At 35.0% G+C, this 25,894-nt stretch carries 23 protein-coding genes; 13 read left to right on the top strand and 10 right to left on the bottom strand.

The features are described 5' to 3' along the window. Nucleotides 1–26: 26 nt before the first annotated feature. From HZF24_RS11240 to HZF24_RS11215, 6 genes are all read left to right on the top strand, one after another. Nucleotides 27–1,073 (top strand): ketopantoate reductase family protein, encoded by a 1,047-nt coding sequence (locus HZF24_RS11240; protein WP_179238418.1) that lies wholly within the window; start codon nucleotides 27–29, stop codon nucleotides 1,071–1,073. A 49-nt stretch (nucleotides 1,074–1,122) separates the two neighbouring features. Beyond that, on the top strand, nucleotides 1,123–1,950 hold the full coding sequence (locus tag HZF24_RS11235) for a BKACE family enzyme (RefSeq protein ID WP_179238417.1): 828 nt from the start codon (nucleotides 1,123–1,125) through the stop codon (nucleotides 1,948–1,950). Nucleotides 1,951–1,967: 17 nt separating this feature from the next. Continuing rightward, nucleotides 1,968–3,140, top strand: coding sequence for a thiolase family protein (locus HZF24_RS11230; RefSeq protein ID WP_179238416.1), 1,173 nt, complete (start codon nucleotides 1,968–1,970; stop codon nucleotides 3,138–3,140). Nucleotides 3,141–3,161: 21 nt separating this feature from the next. After that, on the top strand, nucleotides 3,162–3,905 hold the full coding sequence (gene fabG, locus HZF24_RS11225) for a 3-oxoacyl-[acyl-carrier-protein] reductase (RefSeq protein ID WP_179238415.1): 744 nt from the start codon (nucleotides 3,162–3,164) through the stop codon (nucleotides 3,903–3,905). A gap of 140 nt (nucleotides 3,906–4,045) precedes the next feature. Next, nucleotides 4,046–5,368 carry a GntP family permease gene (locus HZF24_RS11220; protein ID WP_179238414.1) on the top strand — a complete coding sequence of 441 codons (1,323 nt, stop codon included), beginning with the start codon at nucleotides 4,046–4,048 and terminating at the stop codon, nucleotides 5,366–5,368. A gap of 110 nt (nucleotides 5,369–5,478) precedes the next feature. Further along, nucleotides 5,479–6,786 (top strand): acetyl-CoA hydrolase/transferase family protein, encoded by a 1,308-nt coding sequence (locus tag HZF24_RS11215; protein ID WP_179238413.1) that lies wholly within the window; start codon nucleotides 5,479–5,481, stop codon nucleotides 6,784–6,786. A gap of 59 nt (nucleotides 6,787–6,845) precedes the next feature. Here HZF24_RS11215 and asnA read toward each other — a convergent pair whose 3' ends face one another. Together asnA and HZF24_RS11205 are read right to left on the bottom strand one after the other, a co-directional pair. Then, on the bottom strand, nucleotides 6,846–7,853 hold the full coding sequence (gene asnA / locus HZF24_RS11210; RefSeq protein ID WP_179238454.1) for an aspartate--ammonia ligase: 1,008 nt from the start codon (nucleotides 7,851–7,853) through the stop codon (nucleotides 6,846–6,848). A 6-nt stretch (nucleotides 7,854–7,859) separates the two neighbouring features. Then, nucleotides 7,860–9,044 carry an MFS transporter gene (locus HZF24_RS11205; protein ID WP_246346082.1) on the bottom strand — a complete coding sequence of 395 codons (1,185 nt, stop codon included), beginning with the start codon at nucleotides 9,042–9,044 and terminating at the stop codon, nucleotides 7,860–7,862. Nucleotides 9,045–9,238: 194 nt separating this feature from the next. Here HZF24_RS11205 and HZF24_RS11200 point away from each other — a divergent pair, with 194 nt between their 5' ends. Beyond that, the gene (locus tag HZF24_RS11200; protein WP_179238411.1) at nucleotides 9,239–9,787 is read left to right on the top strand and encodes a GNAT family N-acetyltransferase; all 549 of its coding nucleotides are present in this window, start codon (nucleotides 9,239–9,241) and stop codon (nucleotides 9,785–9,787) included. Here HZF24_RS11200 and HZF24_RS11195 read toward each other — a convergent pair. Beyond that, entirely contained in the window at nucleotides 9,775–11,139 is a 1,365-nt protein-coding gene (locus HZF24_RS11195; RefSeq protein ID WP_179238410.1) for an MATE family efflux transporter, read from the bottom strand. The two genes, HZF24_RS11200 and HZF24_RS11195, sit on opposite strands and share 13 nt — an antisense overlap. A gap of 137 nt (nucleotides 11,140–11,276) precedes the next feature. Between HZF24_RS11195 and HZF24_RS11190 the strand changes: the two genes are divergently transcribed. Beyond that, a complete protein-coding gene (locus HZF24_RS11190) occupies nucleotides 11,277–12,143 on the top strand; it encodes a bifunctional 5,10-methylenetetrahydrofolate dehydrogenase/5,10-methenyltetrahydrofolate cyclohydrolase (protein ID WP_179238409.1) in 867 nt (288 codons plus the stop codon). Beyond that, on the top strand, nucleotides 12,140–13,165 hold the full coding sequence (gene ltaE / locus HZF24_RS11185) for a low-specificity L-threonine aldolase (RefSeq protein WP_179238408.1): 1,026 nt from the start codon (nucleotides 12,140–12,142) through the stop codon (nucleotides 13,163–13,165). Before HZF24_RS11190 ends, ltaE begins: the two co-directional genes overlap by 4 nt. A 135-nt stretch (nucleotides 13,166–13,300) precedes the next feature. Here ltaE and HZF24_RS11180 read toward each other — a convergent pair whose 3' ends face one another. From HZF24_RS11180 to HZF24_RS11170, 3 genes are all read right to left on the bottom strand, one after another. Beyond that, the gene (locus tag HZF24_RS11180; protein ID WP_179238407.1) at nucleotides 13,301–13,840 is read right to left on the bottom strand and encodes a TlpA family protein disulfide reductase; all 540 of its coding nucleotides are present in this window, start codon (nucleotides 13,838–13,840) and stop codon (nucleotides 13,301–13,303) included. 53 nt (nucleotides 13,841–13,893) lie between these two features. Continuing rightward, nucleotides 13,894–14,763, bottom strand: a complete 870-nt coding sequence (gene ispE, locus HZF24_RS11175) for a 4-(cytidine 5'-diphospho)-2-C-methyl-D-erythritol kinase (protein WP_179238406.1) — start codon at nucleotides 14,761–14,763, stop codon at nucleotides 13,894–13,896. A gap of 354 nt (nucleotides 14,764–15,117) precedes the next feature. After that, a complete protein-coding gene (locus HZF24_RS11170; protein WP_179238405.1) occupies nucleotides 15,118–16,053 on the bottom strand; it encodes a magnesium transporter CorA family protein in 936 nt (311 codons plus the stop codon). Nucleotides 16,054–16,350: 297 nt separating this feature from the next. Here HZF24_RS11170 and HZF24_RS11165 point away from each other — a divergent pair, with 297 nt between their 5' ends. Both HZF24_RS11165 and HZF24_RS11160 read left to right on the top strand, forming a co-directional pair. Continuing rightward, a complete protein-coding gene (locus HZF24_RS11165; RefSeq protein ID WP_179238404.1) occupies nucleotides 16,351–16,608 on the top strand; it encodes a Veg family protein in 258 nt (85 codons plus the stop codon). Between the two features lie 117 nt (nucleotides 16,609–16,725). Further along, nucleotides 16,726–17,562: a metallophosphoesterase gene (locus HZF24_RS11160; protein WP_179238403.1), complete on the top strand. Its 837-nt coding sequence runs from the start codon at nucleotides 16,726–16,728 to the stop codon at nucleotides 17,560–17,562. A 112-nt stretch (nucleotides 17,563–17,674) separates the two neighbouring features. On the opposite strand, the gene HZF24_RS11155 is transcribed toward HZF24_RS11160, so the two are convergent. From HZF24_RS11155 to HZF24_RS11140, 4 genes are all read right to left on the bottom strand, one after another. Then, complete coding sequence (locus tag HZF24_RS11155) at nucleotides 17,675–19,411, bottom strand: 5'-nucleotidase C-terminal domain-containing protein (protein ID WP_179238402.1); 1,737 nt, start codon at nucleotides 19,409–19,411, stop codon at nucleotides 17,675–17,677. Between the two features lie 102 nt (nucleotides 19,412–19,513). Beyond that, nucleotides 19,514–20,575 (bottom strand): HD-GYP domain-containing protein, encoded by a 1,062-nt coding sequence (locus HZF24_RS11150; RefSeq protein WP_179238401.1) that lies wholly within the window; start codon nucleotides 20,573–20,575, stop codon nucleotides 19,514–19,516. A gap of 170 nt (nucleotides 20,576–20,745) precedes the next feature. Next, the gene (locus HZF24_RS11145) at nucleotides 20,746–22,569 is read right to left on the bottom strand and encodes an FAD-dependent oxidoreductase (RefSeq protein WP_179238400.1); all 1,824 of its coding nucleotides are present in this window, start codon (nucleotides 22,567–22,569) and stop codon (nucleotides 20,746–20,748) included. 93 nt (nucleotides 22,570–22,662) lie between these two features. After that, nucleotides 22,663–23,463, bottom strand: a complete 801-nt coding sequence (locus tag HZF24_RS11140; protein ID WP_179238399.1) for a MerR family transcriptional regulator — start codon at nucleotides 23,461–23,463, stop codon at nucleotides 22,663–22,665. 550 nt (nucleotides 23,464–24,013) lie between these two features. Between HZF24_RS11140 and HZF24_RS11135 the strand changes: the two genes are divergently transcribed. Continuing rightward, the gene (locus tag HZF24_RS11135) at nucleotides 24,014–24,676 is read left to right on the top strand and encodes a GntR family transcriptional regulator (RefSeq protein ID WP_179238398.1); all 663 of its coding nucleotides are present in this window, start codon (nucleotides 24,014–24,016) and stop codon (nucleotides 24,674–24,676) included. Between the two features lie 167 nt (nucleotides 24,677–24,843). Next, nucleotides 24,844–25,875, top strand: a complete 1,032-nt coding sequence (locus HZF24_RS11130; RefSeq protein ID WP_179238397.1) for a DUF6282 family protein — start codon at nucleotides 24,844–24,846, stop codon at nucleotides 25,873–25,875. Nucleotides 25,876–25,894: the final 19 nt, after the last annotated feature.

The following is a 25,894-nucleotide window of genomic DNA, read 5'->3' as shown; positions in this document are numbered from 1 at the left end:
GAATGTAATATTAGGAGGTTAATATTATGAGAATTGCTATTGTGGGTTGTGGGGCTATGGGTACCGTACTAGGTGCATTCTTAATAAAGAATGGATGTCCTGTAGATTTTATCGACAGCTACGAAGAGCATGTAAAAGCATTGAATGAAAAGGGTGCTCATATTATTGGAAAAGTCGATTTCAAGGTTCCTGTCAAAGCATATACACCCGATGAAATGGAAGGTGTTTATGACATTGTCTTTTTGTTTACGAAACAAACAGCTAATGAAGTTGTTCTTCCTCGGTTGATTCCTCATCTTGGTGAAAACAGTACTGTTTGTACACTTCAGAACGGTGTACCGGAGCCTTTTGTTGCAAAGTATATTGGTGAAAACCGTACGGTTGGCGGTGCAGTATTATGGAGTGCAACTTTTTCTGCTCCCGGAGTCTCAGAATTGACACAAGATGTGAGCAATCTTGACCATTTCTTTGATATTGGAGAAATTAACGGGAAAATTACCGACCGTATACAGAAAATTGCAGAGATTCTGAACCATATGGGTACAACGTCGGTGTCGGCTAACCTTATGGCTTCCAGGTGGGGTAAGCTGGTCAATAATGCATGTGTGAGCGGCATGTCTGCTGCTTGCGGATGTACATTTGGTGAAGTGATGCAGAATGAAAAAGCAAGGGCCTGCGTGAGCTATTTAGGACGTGAGGTTAAGGTTTGTTGTGAGGCAGAAGGCTATAAATTACCGCCATTGGTTTTGGGTTTATCTCCTGATTCCTTGTCTATTAAGGATCAAGAGCAATTTAATGAAAATCAGAAGATGTTTATATACATGTATTCATTTGCACCTAATGCCAAGGCAAGTATGCTTCAGGATTTGGAAAAAGGCAAGATTACAGAGGTTGAAATGATTAACGGTTACGTTTCTGAAGTAGGCAAAAAGCATGGAATTACGACTCCATTTAACGATACTGTTATTGAAATCGTTAAAAAAATTGAGAACAAAGAATTACCTTTGTCCATGAGCAATCTAAAATATTTTAGTAGCAATTGGTTTACTTACGATATGTACAAAGCAAAATAACATAAATTATATCTGAATCATAAAAATAAAAAATTTAGGAGGATTTATTATGAAAGATAAAGTAATAATTTCATGTGCTTTAACAGGTGCCTGGTCACCAAAAGAGAAGAATCCGGCTGTTCCATACACGCCTCAGGAAATAGCTGATGCTGCTTATGCAAGCTGGAAGTCAGGAGCTGCTATTGTACATCTTCATATGAGAGATGAAAATGGTCAAGGTACTATGGACATAGAAAGATTCAGAGAAAGTGTTCGCTTAATAAGAGAACATAAGGATTGTGATGTAATTATTAACTGCACATCATCCGGAGCAGCTGATTTATCAGAAGAAGAAAGGATGGCCCATTTTATCGGAATTCCGGAGATTGAAATGGGCTCGTGCGATATTGGGTCATTTAATTGGGGAGATATTGGAATATTTGATAACAATCCTTCTTTCTTAAAGAAGCTATGTAATGTTTACAATCAGTATAATGTTAAACCGGAAGTGGAGATATTTGATTACGGCATGCTTGGAAATGCAAAACATTATATTGAAAAAGGATATATCGAAAAACCTATGTGGTGCCAGCTTGTCCTTGGGGTTTTAGGAGGAATGGATGCAACTGTTGAAAATTTACTATATTTGTCACAGCATCTTCCGGAAGGCACTATATGGTCGGCTTGCGGAATAGGAAAAGCACATCTTCCGATTATGTATGCAGCTTTAGCCCTAGGGGGACATTTGCGCGTTGGTCTGGAGGATAATCTTTATATGTCTCATGGAGAGAAGGCAACAAATCCATCGATGGTTGATAGAGCCGTAAGAATTGTCAGGGAATTTGGCAAGCAGCCGGCTACTCCTGCAGAAGCACGTGAAATGCTTGGTATTAATTAAAGTTTTAGGAGGTAACTATGAACAACAAAAGAGATGCGGTTGTAGTGGCGTATGGACGCTCACCTTTAGCTAAAGCATATAAAGGTTCTTTCGCAAAGACTCATCCCATAGAATATGGTGCACAGACACTGAAAGGCGTTATCGCAAAGCTGCCCGGCTTTGATACGGCTGTTATTGATGATGTTATTGTAGGATGTGCTACACCGGAAAGATATACAGGTTATAATATAGGTCGTTTGATTGCTCAGCGCGCAGGTTTGCCTGATTCTGTACCGGGGCAGACAGTCAATAGGTTTTGTTCATCCGGTCTTCAAACTGTAGCTGCGGCTGCGAATGCAATTATGGCAAATCAGATGGATGTAGTAATAGCCGGCGGAATTGAAATGATGACTGACATGAACATGCTGCATCCAGTAGAATATCAGGATGCACTTTTGTCAGAACAAATTCCCGGAACTTACATTTCTATGGGTCTGACTGCCGAAAATGTTGCTGAACGCTGTGAAATAACAAGATATGAAATGGAAGCAATTGCTGTAGAAAGTCATAGAAAGGCAGCAGCTGCTCGAGATGCCGGAAAATTCATTGATGAGATTATTCCCATAACAGTAGAAACAGATAACGGATTGATTGTTATATCACAAGACGAAGGAATACGACCAAATACAAATATGTTAGAGCTGGCTGAATTAAAAACACCATTCAAGGAAGATGGTGCAGTAACTGCTGCTACATCATCACAGATGACTGACGGAACTGGATTTATTATATTGATGGCACGTGAAAAGGCAGAAGAGCTTGGCTATACTCCTGTTGCGAAATTTGTATCTTTTGCTGTCGGTGGTGTTGCTGCCGATATTATGGGTTTAGGTCCCATTGTTGCTGTGCCTAAAGTGATGAAGCGTACCGGTCTGACTATTGATGATATGGACGTAATTGAAATCAATGAGGCATTTGCATCGCAGACAATCGCATGTATACGTGAATTAAAGCTGCCTTTGGGGAAAATTAATCCAAATGGAGGTGCTATGGCTTTAGGACATCCGCTTGGTGCTACCGGTACAGTTCTTACTTGCAAGGCACTATCCGAACTGAAACGCACAAATGGCAGATATGCATTGATAACCATGTGCATTGGCGGGGGAATGGGTGCGGCAGGTATCTTTGAAATGGAACAAAATCCTAAATAATAACGCCAAGGGAGGTATATCATGATATTTAATAATAGGGTTGCGGTTGTAACAGGCTCCACTCAGGGTATCGGACTTGCAATAGCGAAAAGACTTGCAAAAGAAGGTGTAAAGGTCGTAGTAACAAGCAGAAATGCAGATAAAGTAAATGAAGCTGTTGCTGAAATAAAAAATGATGGTGGAGAAGCATTTGGTCTTAAATGCAATGTAACAAACAGGGAAGAGGTTAAAGCTCTTGGAGAAAAGGTTATTGAAAAATACGGAAGTATTGACATATTAGTCAACAATGCAGGGATAACCAGAGATTCATCTTTTAAAAAGATGACTGATGAGCAATGGGATGAAGTGATTGATTCTGATTTGAAATCTGTATTTATTGTTACACAGGAATTAAGTAAATATATGGAGTTAAACAAATACGGCAGAATCATAAGCTTAAGTTCGGTTGTCGGTCTTTCCGGAAACTTTGGACAGGCAAATTATTCGGCAGCAAAAGCAGGGATAATCGGATTGACTAAGACTCTGTCTATGGAATTGGGGAAAAAGGGAATTACTGTTAATGCTATAGCGCCGGGTTTTATTGAAACTGCTATGACACAGGAAATTCCGGAGAAGATCAGAAACGAAATAATTGCAAGTATTCCGGTTGGCAGACCGGGCGAACCTGAAGATATTGCAGCGGCCACAGCTTTTCTTGCATCAGAAGAGGCAGGATTTGTAAGCGGAGTTACACTTAGCATAAATGGTGCAATGTATAGATCGTAGAAAATACAGAACATTTATTAAGTATTTATAACTGAATTAAGATGTTCCCTGCCTCTATAGGCAGGGGTACAACTTGATGTTTTCAATGAATAAAGAAAATTATTTATTAAAAAATATTAAAATATAAAGGAGAAAATATTATGAATACGTTTGCTATTATTGGTCTTTTTTTAGCGGTAATAGTACTTGCCGTTGGCGCATACAGAGGATTAGGTGCTCTTGCATCTACACTTCTGGCTTCCCTTGTAGTAATACTTACAAATGGAATCAGCATATGGCAGGGATTTTCAGAATTCTATATGAACGGTTACGTAGGGGCTTATGCAGGATATTTCTTGTTATTATGCTGCTCAAGCATGTACGCTAATTTTATGAGTGAATCCGGAAGTGCAACATCTATAGCGTATCAGTTTATTGACTGGTTCGGCAGGGCAAGAGTGTTACTTGTTTGCTATGCGATTACTGTAGTGCTGACCTATGGAGGTATAAGCCTGTTTGTTGTTATATATGCTTTGGCACCAATTGCATACACGCTTTTCAAAGAAGCAAATTTGCCTCGGCATTTAATAGTAGCTGCAACAGCGGCCGGCTCGTCGACAATTACAATGACTTCTCTTCCGGGAACGCCTGCGCTTACAAACGTAATCCCTACTGAATTTCTGGGAACAACATTAACTGCTGCTCCTATTTTCGGAATTGTTGCTTCAATAGCATTTATTGTAATGACGTTGTTTTATTTTAATTACAGTGAAAAGAAAGTAAGAGCTAATAACGAATGCTGGGTAAATCCTGAAGGTTTTGATATTGAAAAAAATGAAATTCAGGATCGCAGTATGCTGCCATCACCCATCAAAGCATTTTTACCTATAATAATATTGCTTTCTATTATTGTAGCAGGAAGCAGATTCGGACTTAATTCAACCATGCTTGCTACGGGAGCTATGTTAGCCGGTACTGTGGTTGTATGTGTTCTCAATCTTGATAAATTCAAAGGGAAAAATATTAAAAAGATAATATCTTCCGGATTAGAAGGCGGTATCGGCGCTATTGGAGGATTTGCGGGAGTTGTTGCTTTTGGAGCCGTAGTATCAAACTCTCAGGCTTTTGCATCAATAGTTGACTGGGTATTAAGCTTGAAAATGAATCCATATACACAAGGTGTTGTTGCTACGAGCGTAGTATCTGCTATAACAGGATCATCATCAGGCGGATTAAGAATAATGTTCAGTGCATTTACAGACAGCTTTTTAGCATCAGGTGCAAATTTAGATCTTCTGCATCGTTTGGTGAGTATATCTGCCGGTGCATTAGATACTTTACCGCATTCACCGGGAATATTCCTGACACTTGCAGTACTTGGACTTACTCACAAGAATGCATACAAGCATATATTTGTGACAACTGTAGTAATACCAACTATTATTACGGTAGTATCTTTAGCAGTACTGGTTATATTTTTCTAAAAATAAAGAAATTTTAAATTTACTATTATATACTGCGATATGACAACATCGCACAAAAATATAAAATGGCAGTGTCTTACTGACACTGCCATTGAATTGAAGGAGAGACTATGAATATATGGAAAGATGTTTACAATCAAAAACTTTTAACAGCTGATGAAATAGCAAAACAAATCGAATCTAATACAATGTGTGCAACTGTTATTGGAGCAGGAGAGCCGGTTTCTATTCCGGAAGCCATTGCAAATCGTGCAATTAATGAAAATTTAAATGGAATAATTCAAATAACCCTTTTATCTATTTCAAATAATGCATTATGGGAAAATACCGATTTAAAGGGAAAATTTGATCATATATCTTTGTTTATAGGATCTGATACTGTAAGAAAAGCAGTCTGGGATAATAAAATTGAATATATTCCCGCATATTATCACCAAATGCCTTCTTATTATGAGGATTACTTAAATCCTGATGTGTTTTATGCTGCAGTATCCCCAATGGATGAGCATGGGTATTTCAGCTTTGGAGTAAGTGGTGACTGCTCAATGACGTTAAAGAAGGCAGCTAAAAAGATATTTTTGGAAGTTAATGAAAATATGCCGAGAACTCATGGTAACTGCTTTATACACATTAATGAGGTTGATGCGGTTTGTGAACACAACCGCTCATTGCCGGAGCTTTCTTCTAAAAATATTTCAGATGTTGAACAAATTATTGGAGATAACATCGCTGAACTGGTGCCTGACGGAGCGACCTTACAGCTTGGAATCGGAGGGATTCCAAATGCAGCGGCTGTTGCATTAAAAAACAAATATGATTTAGGGATACATTCTGAACTTTTTACTGAAAGCATGGTTGATCTAATAGAGCAAGGCATTATAACAAACAGCAGAAAAACCATACATGAAGGCAAAAGTATAGTAACATTTGCATTAGGGTCTAAAAGAATGTATGACTTTATAAACGACAATATCGGAGTGGAATTTCATCCTGTAAATTATGTCAATGATCCTTATGTTATAGGAATGAATGATAATTTAATTTCTATAAACTCATGCTTAGAGGTGGATTTGTTTGGTCAGGTAAGTTCAGAATCTTTAGGACCAAGACAATATACAGGTGTAGGAGGTCAAGTAGATTTTGTAAGGGGTGCGGCCAAATCTAATGGAGGTAAATCTATAATTGCTATCCAGTCAACCGCTAAAAATGAAACAATTACAAAAATAAAGCCCATTTTAACAGCGGGATCGATAGTTACAACACCTCGTAACGAAGTTGATTATATAGTAACTGAATATGGAGTTGCAAGGTTAAAGTGTAAATCAATAAGAGAAAGAGTAAAAGAGTTAATAAATATTTCGCATCCGAAATTCAGAGAAGAGCTTTCGTTCGAGGCCCGAAAAATGAATTTAATATAAAAAATTCAGGATATTCCTGAATTTTTTATATTTCATTGCTATAGAGCAGCATTGTTATTCTACAGTAAATGTATTTCGTTTTTTCTGCACAATTCTATCATGTCCTCTGACCACACCGCTGATTGAACTTCTCCTATATGTGCTTTTTGTAAGAAGTACATGCACATTCTTGATTGTCCGATTCCGCCTCCGATAGTAAAAGGCACTTTTTCGTTTATTACATCCTGATGGAAAGGAAAATCAGCTTTATGCATCTGATTTCTTTCTGTTAATTGGCTAAGCAAAGCCTCCTTATCAACTCTGATACCCATTGACGACAGCTCTAATGCAATATCCAATGTAGAGAAATAAAATAATATATCTCCGTTTAAGTTCCAGTCATCATAGTCTGCCGCACGGCCGTCATGGATTGTGCCGTCAGATAATTTTTTACCTACTTCAGTCAAAAATACCGCTTTTTTATCCTTTGTAATCAAATATTCTCTTTCTTTAGGAGTTTTATCGGGATATAACTGTAAAAGCTCTTCGGTTGTAATAAAATAAATATCCTCAGGAAGCTCATTTCTTAAAAATGGATACAAGCTTTCCAGATACTTTTCTGTAGATTTGAATGCATTATAAATTTGTTTTACTATTTGCATCAGGGTATCTTTATTTCTGTCTTCTTTTTTAATTATTTTTTCCCAATCCCACTGGTCAACATAAATAGAATGTATGTTATCCAAATCCTCATCTCTTCTGATAGCGTTCATATCCGTATAAAGTCCTGTATACGTATCAAATCTGTAGCTTCCAAGGGCCATTCTCTTCCATTTAGCCAATGATTGAACTATTTCAACATCATACTTAGTTTCCAGCATGTCAAAACGGACTGCTCTTTCAATACCGTTCAAATCATCGTTAAGACCTGATTCAGGTCTTACCATAAGTGGAGCAGATACTCTTATGAGTGATAGGTTTCTTGACAGCTCAGATTCAAAGAAATCCTTTATTTTTTTTATTGCAATTTGAGTTTCTAAAAGTGAAAGCTTGCTTACATAGCCCTCAGGTATTATTAATTTTTCTATTGACATTTAATCCTCCAATTTATGTATTGAATTTTCTTTTTTTTCTTTTAGTATTATTAATATCAGCATAATTACACAGCATATCAGAGCAATCGGAGCGGTATAAAAAGCTCGATATGTTCCTAAAATGTCATTTAATGCTCCTACAATGTTAAACATTATTACATTTAGTATATTGCTTATCGTTACAATAAAGCCGATTGCATAGGATGCGTTTTGATTAAATACGGAGCTTATAATAACCATCATTGTAGGAAAGGTTATGGATACAAACAATCCTGATGCTGCTATTAATATTAGTCCGCTGCTTTTTATCTGTAAGCCGATAATGATAAAAGCTGAGCTTATAACTAAAGACATTGCCAGACCCTTTATGTTGCCTGTTTTGTTCAGTACAAATCCTCCAAACAGCCTTCCCAATGCAAACAATAAAAAATAAATAGATGCATATTTTGCTGCACCTGCAGGATCAAGTCCGTACGTTCCTCTCATATAGCTTATAAACCATGTATGCATTACAGTTTCAGAGATTAGTCCAAATGTAAGAGCTATGATAAGCATGTAGACATAAGGATTTTTATAAAAATCCTCTTTCTTATATGTTTTTTCGCTTTTGATATGTATATTGGGTGTTTTTATAACCAAAGACATTATTATTGCTATGACGAAAAATATAAGAAGATAAATATAAATATTTCTCCAGGTATTTCCTTGAGAAAGCAATACACCTATTGCACTTTGTCCCGCAAAGTTTCCCATTCCGTACATGAAATGAGTTATGTTCATAAGTATTGATTCAAAGCCTACGGAAAGCACCGGCACCATGGAATCAACACCTATGGCTATAAAGGATCTTCCTAATCCAAAAATAAAGTTGAACAGTCCCAAACTGAATACATTGTTAGTAAATGGGGCAATCAATACTGCAATTGTTGAAATTACCGAGCCAATTATATATACAAACTTGTGACCTTTAGTTTCACACAGATGTCCTGCCAGAAAACTTCCGATTATAGCTCCCACCGTATTTATGCTGAGGATTAAGCTTATAGTACTGTTGTTTATATTAAACTCTTCCATAAAAAAAGGAATAAAGTTCCCTTTTGTGCTTTCAAAGAGCGCGATAGTAATGTATAAATAAAACAAAGTAAATATTAAAAATATTTTATTGTTTTTAACCAAAAAGCTCATCCTTTCATACGTTAACCTTTCAATATTTTAATATACTATCATAAAAAAAATATATAGTAAAGCAAAATAGTTGACTTATATTTATAAGGCATATAGAATTAAACGTCAGAGAAAAGTGGACACACCTCTTTCTAAAGGGAAATTCTCTGGAAGTCAGAGGAATGTCCTCAATTACAATTAAAAAGGAGTAAAATATGTTCAGGCAAACAAGATACGATTCAGACAGATTATATCTGCGGATTTTAAAACCAAAAAATGCAGCCGAAGTATTGGATTACTATAAAAGAAACCATAGCTTCCTGAATGAATGGGAGCCAAGGCGTACAAGGGATTTCTATACTTTGTCATATCAAAAGAAAAAGCTTTTTACGGAATATGATATGTTTAAGGATAAAAGGCTAGTGAGGTTTTGGATTGTTAAAAAGGATGACAATAAGCTGATAGGAAATGTATGCTACAGCAATATAATTATGGGAAACTTCAAATCGTGCTTTTTAGGATATAAATTAGATAAAGATGAAATAAATAACGGATATATGACAGAAGCAATAGAAAGAACGGTTCAAATAATGTTTGACGATTTCGAACTTCACAGGATAGAGGCAAATGTGGTTCCCCGAAACTTAAGATCTCTTAAGGTAATGGAAAAGCTTAATTTTGAGAGGGAAGGTTTCTCAAAACGCTACCTGGAGATTAACGGAAAGTGGGAAGACCACATTCATTTTGCTGTTTACAATGATTGAGTGTTCCAATATTTAAATGTAGATTTCAGATAATAGATTATGGTAGGAACGGAAATTAAAAATGCTGCAATCTCTGAAATAGTAAATGAGTACCAGAATAAGTCCAAACCTCCTATTTTTGATAGGGCATAAGCAGCAGGCAGTAATACTATCAGCTGTCTGGCAAATGATATTATTAAGCTTAAAATTCCCTTTCCAAATGCCTGAAAGGTCGAGCTTATGGTTATACCTACAGCAGCTGGAGCAAATGTCCAGCTTATGATTCTAAGTGCATTGATACCTATTTCCATCATTTCCTCATTGCTGTCAAACAAATTGAGCATAGGCTCCGTAAGGAATTGGAAAATAAGGGTTCCTAAAACCATAATAATTAAAGAAAATATCAGTGTTGTTTTTAACGAACCTAATACTCGTTCTTTGTTTTTTGCACCGAAATTGTATCCTATAATTGCTCTATGTGCCTGCATCATGCCAAATACAGGCATAAATACGAAGGACTGAAGCTTGAAGTATATCCCTAAAACAGATACTGCAGCTTCGCTGAAGGATATCAAAATTATATTTAATCCGCTTATCATGACAGAAGCTAAGGATTGCATTACAATTGCAGGTAACGAAACAGAAAATATATCCTTTAAAATTACTTTTTCAAATTTAAATCCTCTGAGCTTTATTTCTATGGATTTATCCTTTTTAAATACGTAAAAAATTATGATTAGCGATATAAGCTGTCCTATAACTGTTGCATATGCCGCACCTCTTACACCCATTGCGGGAAATCCCAAAAGACCGAAAATCATTATCGGGTCCAATATAATATTGGCTATGGCTCCTACTAGCTGAGCCAGCATGGGAGTCAGAGTGTTTCCTGTAGATTGCAATATTGACATACCTGCATGATAGATGAAGTTGCTGAATGAAAAAATCAATATTATTCTTAAATACTGTGAAGTTAAAGATTGTAAATATGGATCCTCAGTAAAGATCGAAACAAAAAAGTCTGTGAAAAATAGTCCGAGAAATACCATTATAAAAGAATAAAGAATGCTTATTATAATGCTATGGCTTGCGGCTTTATTTGCTGTTTCCATATCTCCTGAACCAAGGCGCCTGGCAATAATTGATGATGTACCTGCTCCGGTTCCCACAAACAAGGCAACTAAAATTTGCTGCATCGGAAATGCAAGAGATACTGCCGTCAATGCCTCCATACCTAATTTTGATACAAATATGCTGTCAACTACATTGTACATTGCCTGTATAAACATTGAAAATATAGGAGGAAGAGACATACCTATCACAAGCTTTGTCATGGATTCAGTTCCCATTTTATTTTGTCTTAAGTCACTCATATTCTGCTCCTTTGTATAAAACTATTATCTATGTTAATCAATTTGATATAAATTGTCAATTTAATATATTGTAATATGGTAGGTTTTTGATATATACTATAATGAATAAATAGCTATAATTAAAACAGGAGATGAAAATGGGCGATTTAATAAAAGGCAAGGATGTTGCTAACGTTATCACGCAGGAAGTTAAGGAAGCAGCAGAAAAAATCAAACAAAAAGGTATAAACCCGAAGCTTATGATCGTAAGGGTCGGTGAAAGAGAAGATGATCTGGCTTATGAAAGAGCCGCATTAAAGAGGATGGAATCATGCAATATATTGTGTGAGGTTTTAAAATTACCTATAGATATCAGTCAGGAAAATTTTATTTTGGCGTTAAAAAAGGTTAATGATGATGAATCAGTCCACGGTATACTGTTATTCAGACCTCTGCCAAAGCAAATCAATGAGGATGATGTTAAATTTATTATCAGACCTGAAAAAGATATTGATTGTTTTAACCCTATAAATGCCGCAAAGGTTTATGAAGGAGATGAAACAGGGTTTCCTCCATGTACTCCGTTAGCAGCCATGGAAATATTAAAATATAATAAGGTTAACTTAAAAGGAAGCAACTCTGTTGTGCTTGGAAGGTCTATGGTTGTAGGTAAACCGATGGCTATGCTTTTATTGAAAGAGGATGCTACAGTTACTGTTTGTCATTCCAAAACTAAGAATTTAAGTGATGTTACGAGAAACGCCGATATCTTAATTGCTGCGGTGGGGAAATCACAAATGGTAGACGGCAATTTTGTAAAGGATGGCGCAGTAGTAATAGATGTGGGAATAAATGTTGACGAAGAAGGAACAATGACAGGTGATGTAAAAACAGATGAATGTATAGACAAGGCAAGCTTAATTACTCCCGTTCCGGGAGGAGTTGGCTCTGTCACAACTGCCATACTTGCAAAACATGTTATAAAGGCATGCAAACTTTTGAATAAACAGGAAGGTGTATTATGAAATTTATAGATTTAAGAAGTGATACTGTTACAATGCCTACGGATGAAATGAGACAAGCAATTGCTAACGCCGAGGTCGGTGACGATGTTTACGGAGATGATCCGACAATAAATAAGCTTGAAAAATTGGCTGCCGAAAAGGTTGGAAAGGAAGCTGCTTTGTTTGTTCCCAGCGGTACTTTTGGAAATCAATTAGCCCTTTTGACACATACAAACAGAGGGCAGGAAGTAATAATAGGCAAAAATAATCATATAGTTGTCCATGAAGTAGGCGGCTCAGCAGTTATAGCCGGAGTGCAGCTCAGGACGTTAGAAACTGTAAACGGAATAATGAAGCCAATCGATGTGGAGAATGCAATTCGTGTGGATGACATACATGAGCCTGAAACAGGGCTTATTTGCGTCGAAGAAGCTCACGGCTGCGGTTCAGTTGTTCCGTTAAGCATTTTGAAGGAGATTAAGGATATAGCGGAAAAGCACTCCATACCTGTTCACATGGACGGTGCAAGATTGTTTAATGCGGCAGTGTCTTTAGGAGTAGATCCTAAAGAAATTACCGCAAATTGCGATTCGGTAATGTTTTGTTTATCTAAAGGTCTAGCCGCACCGGCAGGCTCGATGATTGCAGGAAGCAAAAGCTTTATAGACAAAGCAAGAAAATACAGAAAACTGATGGGCGGAGGAATGAGACAGGTAGGAATTATTGCGGCTGCAGGTATCATTGCTTTGGAAAAAATGGCGGACAGGTTACATGAGGATCATGAAAATGCTAAATACATGGCACAAAGATTGTCGGAGCTTCCAGGCGTTGAGGTTGTAAGAGACAGATTAGATATAGATATGGTTTTCTTCAGAATGGCAGAAGACGTCATATCCGAAAAAACATTGATAGAAAAGCTGTATGAAAAAAACATAAAGATAAACGGCATAGAAGCAGATGAATACAGATTCGTGTGCCACATAGACGTTACAAAGGAAGATATAGATTATGTGATTGATACAATGAAGTCATTAATATCATAGGCATAACAAAAATCATCTAAGCGCTTAAGTTTGTACTTGTCATCCTGAGCGACAGCGAGGGATCTGTCAGCGGTAAGGGGACACACTTCACTATCGCTCGGAATGACACAAGCAATCTTAGATGACTTTTAATTATTATTCTTCAAAATATCCGTACAACTGTTCCATTTGTTCATATGTGAGCATACCTACATAGCCTCCTATTGCTTCACCTTTTTTATTTATGGCTATGGTAGTAGGATACGAACGAACACCGTAATTATTATTAACTTTCATTTCCTCATCAAGAACTACCGTAAGATTTAAATTATTTTCTTCTACAAATTTTTGCACTTTTTCCTTAGTTTCACCGACATTTATGGTAAGCACCAACAAATCATCGGCATGAGCTTCCTGTAATTTTTCTAAATCAGGCATTTCAACTACACAAAAACCGCACCAGGTTGCCCAGAAATTTAAAATAACATTCTTATCCTTTATTACTTCACTTAATTTTATAGTGCTGCCATCAAGTGATTCAAGCTGAAAGTCAGGAGCCATTATTGCTTCCTTTTCGACTTCCTTTTCGATGTTTTCAGATTCATTAGGATTTTCGTTATCTTCATTGTCCGGAATAATTGGATTTGAACATCCAACCAGCAATATTGCCATTATTAATATTAAAATCTTTTTCATAGTGTCCCTCGCATTTATTTTATAAAATTGTTGATACCCAAATATTTTTAACATTAATCAAATATTTTGACACCGAATGTATTTGTCCTAGTCATGTATACTTGATGATAAATACCCTTAAATGCATCATATGCAGAATTTAAGCTTTTAATATCAGGGAACAATCCGTACATTGCCGAGCCGCTTCCTGTCATCAAAGAACTTATTGCACCTTCTTGGAGCATAATGTTTTTTATATCATTTATTTCAGGATGAAATTTTTCCACTACCCTTTCCAAAGTATTTGCTGTTGATTTTGCAGTGCTAAGATAATCATCATGCTTTATATAATTAATTATTTTGTTATTTGTATGTAAATTATAGTTATCTGTAGTCAAATTATTGTACACAAAAGCAGTTGACATTGAAAACTCAGGTTTAATCAATAGTATATAGTCCCATTTAAAGTCGTTTAATTTTGTGAGTTTTTCACCAATGCCCTCTGCCAGATACGTTCCTCCGTTTATGCAAAAAGGAACATCTGCACCTATGTTAACACCTATTGACAAAAGCTCTTCAACTGACAGATTTAATTTCCAAAGCTTGTTTAGGCCTTTTATCACTGCCGCGGAGTTACTGCTTCCTCCTGCAAGCCCTGCTTCAGAAGGTATTACCTTATTTATTTTTATGATGACGCCGGAATTTATATGATACTTTTCTTTAATATGAGAAGCAGCTTTATAGCATGTATTTTCTTCATTTAGAGGTATGGATGGGGAATTACATTCGATCAAAATTTTGTTATCTTCTGTGGATATCAGCTGAATTTCATCATACAAATCTATCGACTGCATAACAGTGCGTATTGAGTGATAGCTGTTTTCAAGTTTACCCTTAACATCTAAGAATAAATTAATTTTTCCGTAGGAATATAGCTTAATCATTTTTTACCCCTTTTACAGACCTTGATTAATTATATACCAATCAGCATTTTTTAACAAGCCAAAATATAAATGAATAAACACAAAAAAATATACAGAATTATGATTAAAAAATTTTTTATTGGGTATATAATAAATACAACATAAGTTTTATTGAATATACCAGATAAAATAAAGAAAATTTTAAATTTTATTAAAAGGAAACTTACTATATTCAGTAAAATGAATGTTTTACATATACGGAAGAGGTGATTCCCCCAAAAGCAGAATGTGAATTTCAAAATGAATAGCACCCGGTTTCAGGTGTGTAATTGATGAAACCGGGTGCTGTTCATTTTTTGTGATTCTTAGCTATCGCTAAAATAAATTCTTTTTAGCTAATACAAATCCTACAATTCCTGATGTCAATACTGAAATCCCCAATACTATCCAAAAACCATAGGGAGAAGCTGCAAATGGAAGATTCATTACATTCATACCATAGAAGCTTGAAAACATAGTTGGTATTGCCATTAATATAGTAATTGAAGTCAAAAGCTTCATAACTATGTTTAAATTGTTTGATATTACAGAAGCAAATGCATCCATCGTTCCGCTCAGGATTCCGCTGTATATGGTTGCCATTTCAATTGCCTGCTTGTTTTCAATTATAACGTCCTCTAACAAATCCTCATCTTCAGAATATTTTTTAATAATATTAATTCTCAGGATTTTCTCTAACACAACCTGATTTGCTTTTAATGCGGTTGTTATATAAACCAAGGATTTTTCTAAGTCCATAAGCTGTATAAGCTCTTTGTTTTTCATGGATTCATGAAGCTGCTTTTCAACATAATTGCTCATTCTGTCTATTTGTCTTAAATATAAGAGATATCTTTGAGCATTCTTGTAAAGTATTTGATATAAAAATCTATATTTTTTATATGTGTAAAAAGTTCTGATACTGTTTTTTTCAAATTGGTCCAATACAATTGAATTTTTCAAGCAAACTGTAATAATATTTTTGTTTGTAATTATAATTCCTAAAGGCAGAGTTTCATAAATAATATGTTCGTCAGTTTTTTCTACATAAGGTGTATCAACCAATATTAACACCTGGTCATTTTCCGTGTCTAAACGAGCAGACTCCTCTTCATCAAGTGCTGCTCTTAAAAAATCTCTGTCAACTGAAAGCTTATCTTCAATAAAATCCAATTCGTCGGGCGTTGGATCAACTAAATTAATCCATGCACCTTCCTCAATTTCTTCCAGTGTGAAAAGAGTGTCATCGATAGTTTTGAATATATCAAGCATTTCTCACCTCAATTTAATAATAGATTTTCTCTATTACCAAATTGAAAGACATAGCAATAGAGAAGTATTCAGTTTTGTTAAGTGTTTCCGTTTGACCGTAGGGACCTCGTCCATTACTTTCACTCCTTTTGAATTTTTTATCGGCTTATTTATAATATTCTATTTGAGCATTATTTGCAAGACAAAAATAGAGCAAAATTAAGAAACAGTACATATTTTTTATTATTTTGGCAATGCTGTTACTAAATGAATAATATTTCCTCACTTTTCATTTAATATTGATTAGAAGGTGATTTTTTGACAATTAGTTCAGTTACGAGAGTCAAGGGATTAGTCGAAGGTTGTGTCGGAAAAAAGGTAAAATTTAAAGTAAAAAAAGGGAAAAGCAGATCACCTGTCAGAGAAGGTGTAATCGCTGACACTTATCCGTCCATTTTTACTGTACATGTTGAAAATAATGGATTAAGAAGAGTAGTATCATTTAACTATATTGACATTTTAACCAACTACGTTGAGTTTTACATATGTGATGAAGAGGAACGGCAAATCGTGTAAATATGAGCTAAAAAATAAAGTAAACTTGAAATTATAAAAATCAAACAACAAGTTTAGCTTTATTTTTTTTTATAATTTTGATATACTCAAAATGAATTTTATCAGGGAGCAGTTTAAGTGAAAAAAATAATCATCTTTATATTCACAATTATATTCATAATTTTTTTAACTTTTATATATGCTCGGCTTGTAGAGCCGAATTTGTTAACAGTACGATATGAAAATATAAACAGTAATTTGTTAAATAAAAATGCGGGCAAATTAAAAATACTTCAGTTTTCTGATACGCATATTTCAAGTCACTTTAACGAAAATGACCTAAAGAGAGCTGTTGAAAGGATAAATGAAGAAACTCCGCACATAGTTGTTTTTACAGGCGATTTAATAGATGAATATAACAATTATGAAAATAAGGACAATATAAATGAAATATGGGAAATACTGAATTCTATCGAAGCACCTTTAGGAAAGTATGCCGTATACGGCAATCATGATTATGGCGGAGGTGCAGAAAGAGTTTATGAGGAAATAATGAAAAACAGCGGTTTTATACTTCTTAAAAATGAAAAAATACATTTAGAAGATTTCAATATAAATATTATAGGCATGGATGATTCAATATTTGGAGACTATGACAGAGAAACAATAACAGGAATGCTTGATGAAGACAGATACAATATAGTTTTGAGCCATGAGCCGGATGTAATAGATTTTTTATTGGAATATGATATTGATTTATTTTTATCCGGACACAGTCACGGAGGACAGGTGAATTTGCCGTTTGTAGATTCATTGCCGTTATTGGCAAAAAAATATACAAGAGGACTTTACAGCTTTAACAATTACAGACAGACAAATCTTTATGTAAACATTGGTCTCGGGACATCCCAGATACCGATGAGATTTATGGCGCCACCTGAGCTAACGGTGCTTATACTTAGCAAGGGAGAATAGGCAATCTCGTATGCAGTAATTAAGTTGCAAAAAGAAGAAAAAGGCGTTTTTGCGCCTTTTTCCAATTGATATTCATTTTCTAACCTGCAGCAGATTAATTGTCATTCAATCGCTATTTAGAGGGTATTTTCAAAGTCTGGCTAGGAAGGATTAAGTGCGGATTAGCTAAGTTGTTATAGCTTGCTAATTCTTCCCATGTAGTGCTGTATTTTTCGGCAATTTTCCATAAAACATCACCGGGAACTACTATGTAAATTATCTCTGCAGGAACTGGTTCAACGGGTTCAACAGGAGTCGGTTCAACGGGCTCAACAGGAGCCGGTTCTTCAACAACTTCTTCCTTTACCGTAATTCTTCCCGAAACTTCACTTCCCTTTGTTCCGTTAGTATTTAAGTATTCTGCAAATACTTCTTCGTAAGTACCGACTTCACCGTATATCGGATACTTTTCAAACATAGTGAATCCATCTCCGCCAATACCTAAGAAGTCGTTGATTGCTACAGTATATTCTGCGCCCTTATCTAACAGTATATCTCCTACGGTAACTTCAATAACTCTTGAGCCCGCTTCCATAGAAGGATCAAACTCAAAAGACATTCCGCTTACGTGCAAGAAACCGCCCTGAGCAGCAGGATATCCGCTAACAGAATGCTCCAAAACCTTTATTAAATCTTCACCTGTAATTTTCTTAATCTGGACAGTATTCCCAAACGGGAACAATTCCGCTAATTGTCCAAAGGTTATATCTCCGATTTCAAGAGAAATCCTTATATTTCCACCGTTCACAAAACCAATGTCTGAGCCCGCAGCAGCTCTTACCGCATCGGCGGATAAGTTACCAAGGTTTGTTTCTTTGGTTCTTACATTTTCTCTTACACCGTCTAAGAATATGTCAGTTGAAGCTACAACCTTGCTGAAAGTTTCCTTGTTTGATTCATTGATTTCTTCAAGTAATTCAACTATCCCAGGATCTTCTGCAGTTTCTTTGACTGCCTGAGCCGATACCAATTCAGCTGTTTTACTTACGATCTGACCGTTTTGCAAATCTATATTTACAAAGCCTAAACTTTTACCGTGCTCTCCTGCTTGTGCAATAAGAGTATTGTTTACAACTAAACCTTCATCTAAAACTGTATGGCTGTGTCCGTCTATAATTATGTCAATTCCTTCAACGCGTTCGGCAATTTGTTTGGACGTTACCACTGAACTTTCATCTAGGCCGATATGCACAAGTGCAATAATTATATCAGTTTGGTCTTTTAATTCTTCAACCATTTTTTTAGATATTTCAATCGAATCGGCAAATGTTAAACCCACAACGTTGCTTGGACTTGTTTTATAAGCTGTTTCAGGAGTGGTCAATCCAAATATTCCAATCTTTACTCCACCTATCTCTTTGATAGCATAAGGTGTAAATAAGCTTTCTCCATTTTCGTTAAGGACATTGGCGCTTAACATTTCAACTTCCGACATGCCCTTTAATTCTAACAATCTTTCTTGTCCATAATTAAAATCATGATTTCCAATTGTCATATAATCATACCCGGCTGCTGACAAAACCTTCAATGCATTTTCGCCTTTACTTATGTTAACAATAGGCATACCGTGCAGGGTATCTCCGGCATCAAGAACCAGCGTATTAGGATTTATTTCCTTTGTCTCTTTGATGATAGTGGCGATTTTAGCAAATCCTATTTCATTATCTGTGCCCATCAATCTTGCGTGCGTGTCATTAGTGTGGATAATAGTGATTCTTGTAGTTTCGATGTTGTCAGTTGCAAATGCGAAGCTGAAACTGCTTAGAATTAATAATGCCACTAAGACTAAGCTTAAAACTTTTTTCTTCATACTTATTACCTCCCGGTTAATTTTTGAACTCATTACTTCTATATTTTTAATATGAAGCACACTTTAAAATATACCCATGTCCAAGTTTTTGAATCTATTAATTTATGCAATTATTGTAACATTCATGTATGTATGATTGTTAAATAAATCGATTTCTTCACCTGTAGTATTGTCGGGATTTAATATTCTGATAATAGGTCTTAAATTATTTTCAAGATTATTTTTTATTACGACACCATTCATTTTATTGCTTAGTTTTATATATGTTCCCACTGGGAAAGCAACTACATTTTTCAAAAATATATTTAGTATATCGTAATCGAAGTGTTTTTCCGCATTACCCATTAAGTACTCTATAACTTCGGGCGGGAAACAAGGTCTTCTATACGGACGGTTGGATGTCAGTGCATGGTATACATCGCAAATTGCCAATATCTTACCATATAAGTTGATGTTTTCTCCTTTCTTACCGTAGGGGTAACCTGTGCCGTCAAATTTTTCATGATGAGATATAATTCCTTCAAGAATTTCTTTAGATACGAGTCCCTTCAACATATTAACCGCAGCGAATGGATGCTTTTTCATTAATTTAAATTCATTTTCTGTAAGCTTGCCTGTTTTGTTAATAATTTCTTTTGGAATGACAACCTTACCTATATCATGGAGGAATCCCGCCATACCTAAATCATGAAGCATTTCATTTTTCAGTCCCAAAGATATACCGGTAGAAATACTTAGATTTGCCACGCTTAGACAATGTTGATACGTATATTCATCATGATTTCTGAAAATCATAATATTATTTGTAAGCTCTTTTTTATATAATAATTCTGCTATCAATTCATCTACTACTTCTGAAAATATGGAGATGGATTCATTTGTTACTTTGCTGTTATCGTTTTCCAGCTTATTATAAAAATTTTTAATTTCCGACAATGCTTTTGCTTCTAATTCTTTATCTAATTCCGGATCAAGGCATAAATCATTAAAAGCTTCACCTATAACATAAGCTCCATCAAAATTATATGTTGAAATTTTTTTAATATGAAAATTATTTAATGCTTGTCCCTGAACCAGAAGAACATCATTATTTTCACCGTCGTTTACAATAAGGTCTGCTGCCAAAATCATGCCTGGTTTAAGATTGTTTTTATCTACAAACATATCGGCTCTCCTTTGTATACTTATATAATAGCATTATTTCAGCAAAATTCAAGATGTTATTTGGATTAATTTTACAAATCTTAAAATGGTCAAAATTATTTGGTTTTTTTGAAATAATTCAATTCAACATAAAAAAGGAGGAAGTAAAAGCACCTCCTCTATTATGTTTTTTATCTATTCAATGTTGATATAATATGATTTGAAGCTTCTCTTGCAAATGTAATTGCATTTAATATTGCTGTTCCACTACCAAAGTATCTTTGGCTTGTCATTTGAGCCATTGCACAACTTCCTGCTGCATAGAAACCTTCAATAACATTTCCGTCAGTTCCAATAACTTGAGCATATTCGTTAATTCTAACACCATTGAAGGTTTCTGCAATGCTTGATGTAAGCATTAATCCATAATAGGGTCCTTCAATTTTTTGCAGGTATTCCGCTGGTTTATTAAAATCTTCATCAATTTTTTTGTCGCACAATTCATTATATCTCTCTACTGTTTTAGCTAATGCAACTGAATCCAATCCCATATTTTCAGCCAATTCCTGTACAGTCTCACCCTTAAATGCCCTTTCAAACTTAATTCCCTCATCAACGGCTTCTTTATGCTTTTCATAGAACTCTTGATTTACAACTGCATAAACATGATCATAACCTTTATCAATTATGGTGTTTGTTCTATCAAATGTGTAGCTTGCTTCATCTGCATATCTGTTTCCATCAGGAGCTACTAAAAGCAACTCAGGGGTAAAAAATCCAATTGCTCCGGGATTAACAATTGATGTAGGCAGAAGATACATAAAGTGATATAATGCATCCGGTCTTACTATCATATCTCCACCCATAGATTCTGCCAGTAAATATCCATCACCTTGATTCATTCCTCCAGACACAAAATCAACAACATTAGGATTTAATTTTTTCATCAGATCTTTATTACCTGTATATCCTCCGGCAGCCAGAACAACTGCCTTAGCATAGATTGTTATATCATCACCATACTTGTTTGTCGCTTTAACTCCTACTACTTTATTGCCGTCTTTTATAATTTCTGTTGCAGCAGTGTCGAGTAATATTTTAGCACCGTTTTCTTCAGCGTATTTTGCCATATTCTCAATTAAGCCGCTTCCCTTTTCTTCTGCAAAGTGCTCTCGTGGTATACTTCTTGGTTCATATATATGCACTGCCTTAACCTCTTTTTGAAAGGGAACACCTTTATCGATAAGCCATTGAATATGTCCGGCAGATTGATCAGTAGTCATTTTTACAAAATCAAAATCAACTTCAGCTGTATCTCCTATTACTTCTTTCATTCCCTCAAACATGGATTCAGCGGTGTCTTCAATCCCCATATCTAGCTGAAGCTGTGTTCCTGCTGCTTGAATAATACCTTCTGACCTTGCTGTTGTTCCACCTATTACGCCATTTTTTTCAAGTACTATTACATTCAGACCACCATCAACTGCTTCTATAGCAGTGGCTAATCCAGCAACACCAGCTCCGATTGCAACAACATCTGTTGTAATTTCTTCTGATTTTGCTGTCCTTTTTTCAACAGCATTTACTTTAAAATCAGATGGTATTCCACCTGCTTCTTCAATTGCAAGCGAAACAGCATTAAGAATCGCAGCTGATGAAACGGTAGCACCTGCAACTAAATCAACATTTAACGTCTGATTTTCAATTATTACCGGCTTTATTGCATTAAATGCGCCTTCTCCTATAACAGTAGTTTCAACATGGTTTATTAAAGAAATATCTTTAATATTGCCATTTTCAAAAATTACTTCCACTTCCATTTCACCATTGTGACCTTTTGCTTTCACAACATAAGTACCATCTTTTAATGATTGTGTACCTTCTTTTCCTAATGATTGTCCTTCTTCTTGTGGTGATTGAACCCCTGTTTCTGATTTAGAACACCCTAGCATTGACAGCATCATCGATACTGATAATAAAAATGCTATTAATCTCTTACATTTTAAATTTTTCATAGACTATTTCCTCCGTTAATATTGTTAATACCTTAACAATGTTATGGTAAGGTGTTAAATAGGTTAAGAGTCAATAGTTTTTAAAAATATTTATTAAATATTAATCGGCACAAAAACTTTTGTATATACTTTATGGGCTCTATCTTTGTGGATTGACAGTATACGTATATACATTATTTTGCCCTCTATAGATAACTTATTTAATTTTATAAATTCAAAAAGAGAATCTAAATCTTGTATTTTTATATTTCTTCCATTAGTTTCAACTACAGTACAAACACAGTTTTGACTCTCCATTATTTTAGCATTTTCTGATATTGTTTGTTTTACAATGTCCTTGTCTTCTGCATCAATGCACATAAATATAACATTTTCCCAATTCTGTTCATTATCACACTTCTTAAAATACCCACCCGAATAAAAATATGGCGCATCAAGAATATAATCTGCGGTAGTCTTAATTACATCTTCATTTTCATAAAAACCCGAATCTCCTGAACAATCAAACTTATAAAGTTTAGGTGAATTTGCTATTTCAAAATTTCCCATTAGTTTTTCAATTTCTGAATATCTCTTTTTCCACTTTTTCAAATTGTTCAAGATTCTTATCTCTTCTAATATCTTATCTTGAAGAACCTGTTCCTTATCAGTTAAAACATCTATGGTTTCTTCTAAGTTTGTTTCATTTATCAATTTTTTAATTTCCAGTTGCGAAAAACCCCAATTTTTATATATTCTACTCCTAATAAATATGCCTACATCTTCGATATCATAAGTTCTATATCCATTACTATCATCCCTTTTCGGAGAAATGATTCCAACTTTCTCGTATGATCTAATCGCTTCTTTGGATATTCCAATTAATTTAGATACATCATTAATCTTATATTTCATTGTTAGACCTCCCAAAAGTATCAACCAGGTTAATGGTTTGTTAATTAATTAACTATAAACTATATAAAATTATATAAAAATTTATGGTTACTACATAATTATCAAGAGAAGCACAGCGACTACTCTTTAAATTCAGATTAGAACTTTGAATAAATGAATATTTTTATCGTATTCTTTTTCTTTTATGAAGAAATTATCCAACATAAAACTTTTCGCATTATACCCAATTGTTTGTGCTTTCTAATAGGATCTTATCATATCCCTTTTTCAATTGCAATCTCATATAATCTTTATAGGATTTATATGTTGTCAAAATAATTATTCGAGAAACTTAAAGTAGAGGATAAAGCATATTAAAGCTTTTTTCAATTTACGAATTTACTTATAAGTTTTTGTTTTTGCAAAGTTAGAGTATTCGTTTTTTCTAAAAGATAAGAGTTGACAAAAATAAATTAATATTATAATGTATATTTGTTAAATAATGTTAACAATTTTATTCTTGTAAACATTGATTGTATACAGTATACTATAAAAAAGATGGGGGTTTATGATGATAGAAAAAATAAAGAATTATGAATTGCTTAGTAATCATGTATGTGAAGCAATAAAAAAGGCAATATGTGAAGGCACATTAGTAGGAGGGGAGAAGGTTTCTGAAACTGAACTTGCAAAAATGCTTGGTGTCAGCAGGACGCCTGTGCGTGAAGCTCTTCGATTATTAAATAATGAGGGATATGTTAAGCTCATGCCTAACTCAAGAGTTCTGATTAATGAATTTGACGAAAAAGATGCTATCGAAGTTCTGCAGGTCAGACGTGCATTGGAATGTGAAGCCGCTGGAATGGCCGCCGCAGTAATTACTGATGAACAAAAAATGGAGTTAATTAATACCTATAATGAGATTAATAAATTAGAAAATATGGATAAGGAATTAATAGGGCTTGAATTTGTTAAAATTGATACAAACTTTCACAGAAAAATAATTGAAATATCAGGAAATTCGCGAATGCTTTTGATAAGCAATTCACTCAGAGACAGATTATTCAGAAGTCATGTAAGTTTGGCTGCAGTAGAAAATGCGGTTCAAATATGCAGTGATCAGCATAAAGATATACTTAATGCAGTAATTGCGAATGACAGTGAAATGGCTATGCAGTATTCGAGAAAACATATAGATTATATAATTAAAGAGGTTGTGCCAAACAGTTATTAATTTTTCGCTTTTAATTTATGATATTTACAAATTTATTTTTTTTTAATACAAAGTGTATACAGAATACAGAATACAAGAATGTATTCATTCTGTCTACTTAACTGTAGGTTTGTTATTTGAGTAGCTATATTTAAATATTTACTAAACATATAAAAGGAGGATTTTTTATGAACCAGAAATATGGCACTGTATTAACTGATGAGGAGATAAAAAGGCGGACAAGTGCAGTTTGGCCTTATCAGATTTTTGAACCGGGAAGACCGGTAGAACCGGAAGAGGTTACAGAGCTGCTTGAAGGCATTGTTGATATTCATACGCATGGAGCTCCCGCAGGAGCATGGCTGTCAGGAAGACCGACAATTGTACAAACATCAATTGAAGCAAGTAAAAATAAGGTCGGAGCAATTGTTTTCAAGGACCACTATACTATGACTAACAATTTTGCACAGATCACAAATGAAATGCTGCATATTTTATCTGTCGAGAAATCGTTGTCCGGGGAGCGATTTATTCCTACAAAAATTTACGGGGGGATTGTGCTTAATGATGCGGTAGGCGGTATGAATATAAATGCTGTTCGTACGGCGTTAGGGTATGGTCAGTGTGTAGAAGTATGGCTGCCGTCACTTGATTCGGCATATCAGCGTGCGGCAATGGGAAAAGAAGGCGGAATTAAGGTATCGGAAAGCGGTGTTCTTACTTCAGAAATGAAAGAACTGCTTGATGTATTAGCTGATTACAATAATAATTCAAAAGGATTACGCTGTGCTTTGGCAACCTGTCACGTTTCAAATGAGGAGAAATTTGACATATTGAAATATGTTAAAAAAGCAGGAATGGATGTTGATGTTATTATTGACCATGTTACACAGGAGTTAACAATTGCCACACATGAAGAGTGCAAGGAGATGATTGACTTGGGGGCATACCTGCAGTTTGCCGAGACAAGCTGTGTTCCATGGCCTGGAATGCAGAATTGGATAATTAATTTTGACTACTCATTTTCTCTTTTAAAAGAGCTTATTAAGGAAAAGGGAACAGACCATCTTATGCTTGCATCTGACAGCGGTCAGCCTCAGCATGAATTTATCCCAGGGTGGAAAAGCTTTATCAGGACCTTGCTTGGACAGGGTATAAGTGCAGAACATATAAGAGAAATGGGGACGCATGTTCCGAAAAAAGTAACGGGAATTAATTAAATGTATTCAAAATTTTTCA

This window comes from Sedimentibacter hydroxybenzoicus DSM 7310, from assembly GCF_013403245.1.
GTDB lineage: Bacteria > Bacillota > Clostridia > Tissierellales > Sedimentibacteraceae > Sedimentibacter > Sedimentibacter hydroxybenzoicus.
The sequence above is the reverse complement of the archived record's forward strand: the minus strand, read 5'-3'. Positions and strand labels throughout refer to the sequence as shown.

Coding starts and splice junctions, on each gene's coding strand:
- HZF24_RS11195 (WP_179238410.1), bottom strand. CDS start 11,139: ATGAGTGACTTAAGACAAAATAAAATGGGAACTGAATCCATGACAAAG.
- ispE (WP_179238406.1), bottom strand. CDS start 14,763: ATGATTAAGCTATATTCCTACGGAAAAATTAATTTATTCTTAGATGTT.
- HZF24_RS11150 (WP_179238401.1), bottom strand. CDS start 20,575: ATGTTTGTAGATAAAAACAATCTTAAACCAGGCATGATTTTGGCAGCA.
- HZF24_RS11220 (WP_179238414.1), top strand. CDS start 4,046: ATGAATACGTTTGCTATTATTGGTCTTTTTTTAGCGGTAATAGTACTT.
- HZF24_RS11205 (WP_246346082.1), bottom strand. CDS start 9,044: ATGAGCTTTTTGGTTAAAAACAATAAAATATTTTTAATATTTACTTTG.
- HZF24_RS11170 (WP_179238405.1), bottom strand. CDS start 16,053: ATGCTTGATATATTCAAAACTATCGATGACACTCTTTTCACACTGGAA.
- HZF24_RS11145 (WP_179238400.1), bottom strand. CDS start 22,569: ATGAAAAATTTAAAATGTAAGAGATTAATAGCATTTTTATTATCAGTA.
- HZF24_RS11140 (WP_179238399.1), bottom strand. CDS start 23,463: ATGAAATATAAGATTAATGATGTATCTAAATTAATTGGAATATCCAAA.
- HZF24_RS11235 (WP_179238417.1), top strand. CDS start 1,123: ATGAAAGATAAAGTAATAATTTCATGTGCTTTAACAGGTGCCTGGTCA.
- HZF24_RS11180 (WP_179238407.1), bottom strand. CDS start 13,840: ATGAAAAAGATTTTAATATTAATAATGGCAATATTGCTGGTTGGATGT.
- HZF24_RS11135 (WP_179238398.1), top strand. CDS start 24,014: ATGATAGAAAAAATAAAGAATTATGAATTGCTTAGTAATCATGTATGT.
- HZF24_RS11130 (WP_179238397.1), top strand. CDS start 24,844: ATGAACCAGAAATATGGCACTGTATTAACTGATGAGGAGATAAAAAGG.
- HZF24_RS11200 (WP_179238411.1), top strand. CDS start 9,239: ATGTTCAGGCAAACAAGATACGATTCAGACAGATTATATCTGCGGATT.
- fabG (WP_179238415.1), top strand. CDS start 3,162: ATGATATTTAATAATAGGGTTGCGGTTGTAACAGGCTCCACTCAGGGT.
- HZF24_RS11240 (WP_179238418.1), top strand. CDS start 27: ATGAGAATTGCTATTGTGGGTTGTGGGGCTATGGGTACCGTACTAGGT.
- HZF24_RS11215 (WP_179238413.1), top strand. CDS start 5,479: ATGAATATATGGAAAGATGTTTACAATCAAAAACTTTTAACAGCTGAT.
- ltaE (WP_179238408.1), top strand. CDS start 12,140: ATGAAATTTATAGATTTAAGAAGTGATACTGTTACAATGCCTACGGAT.
- HZF24_RS11155 (WP_179238402.1), bottom strand. CDS start 19,411: ATGAAGAAAAAAGTTTTAAGCTTAGTCTTAGTGGCATTATTAATTCTA.
- HZF24_RS11230 (WP_179238416.1), top strand. CDS start 1,968: ATGAACAACAAAAGAGATGCGGTTGTAGTGGCGTATGGACGCTCACCT.
- HZF24_RS11190 (WP_179238409.1), top strand. CDS start 11,277: ATGGGCGATTTAATAAAAGGCAAGGATGTTGCTAACGTTATCACGCAG.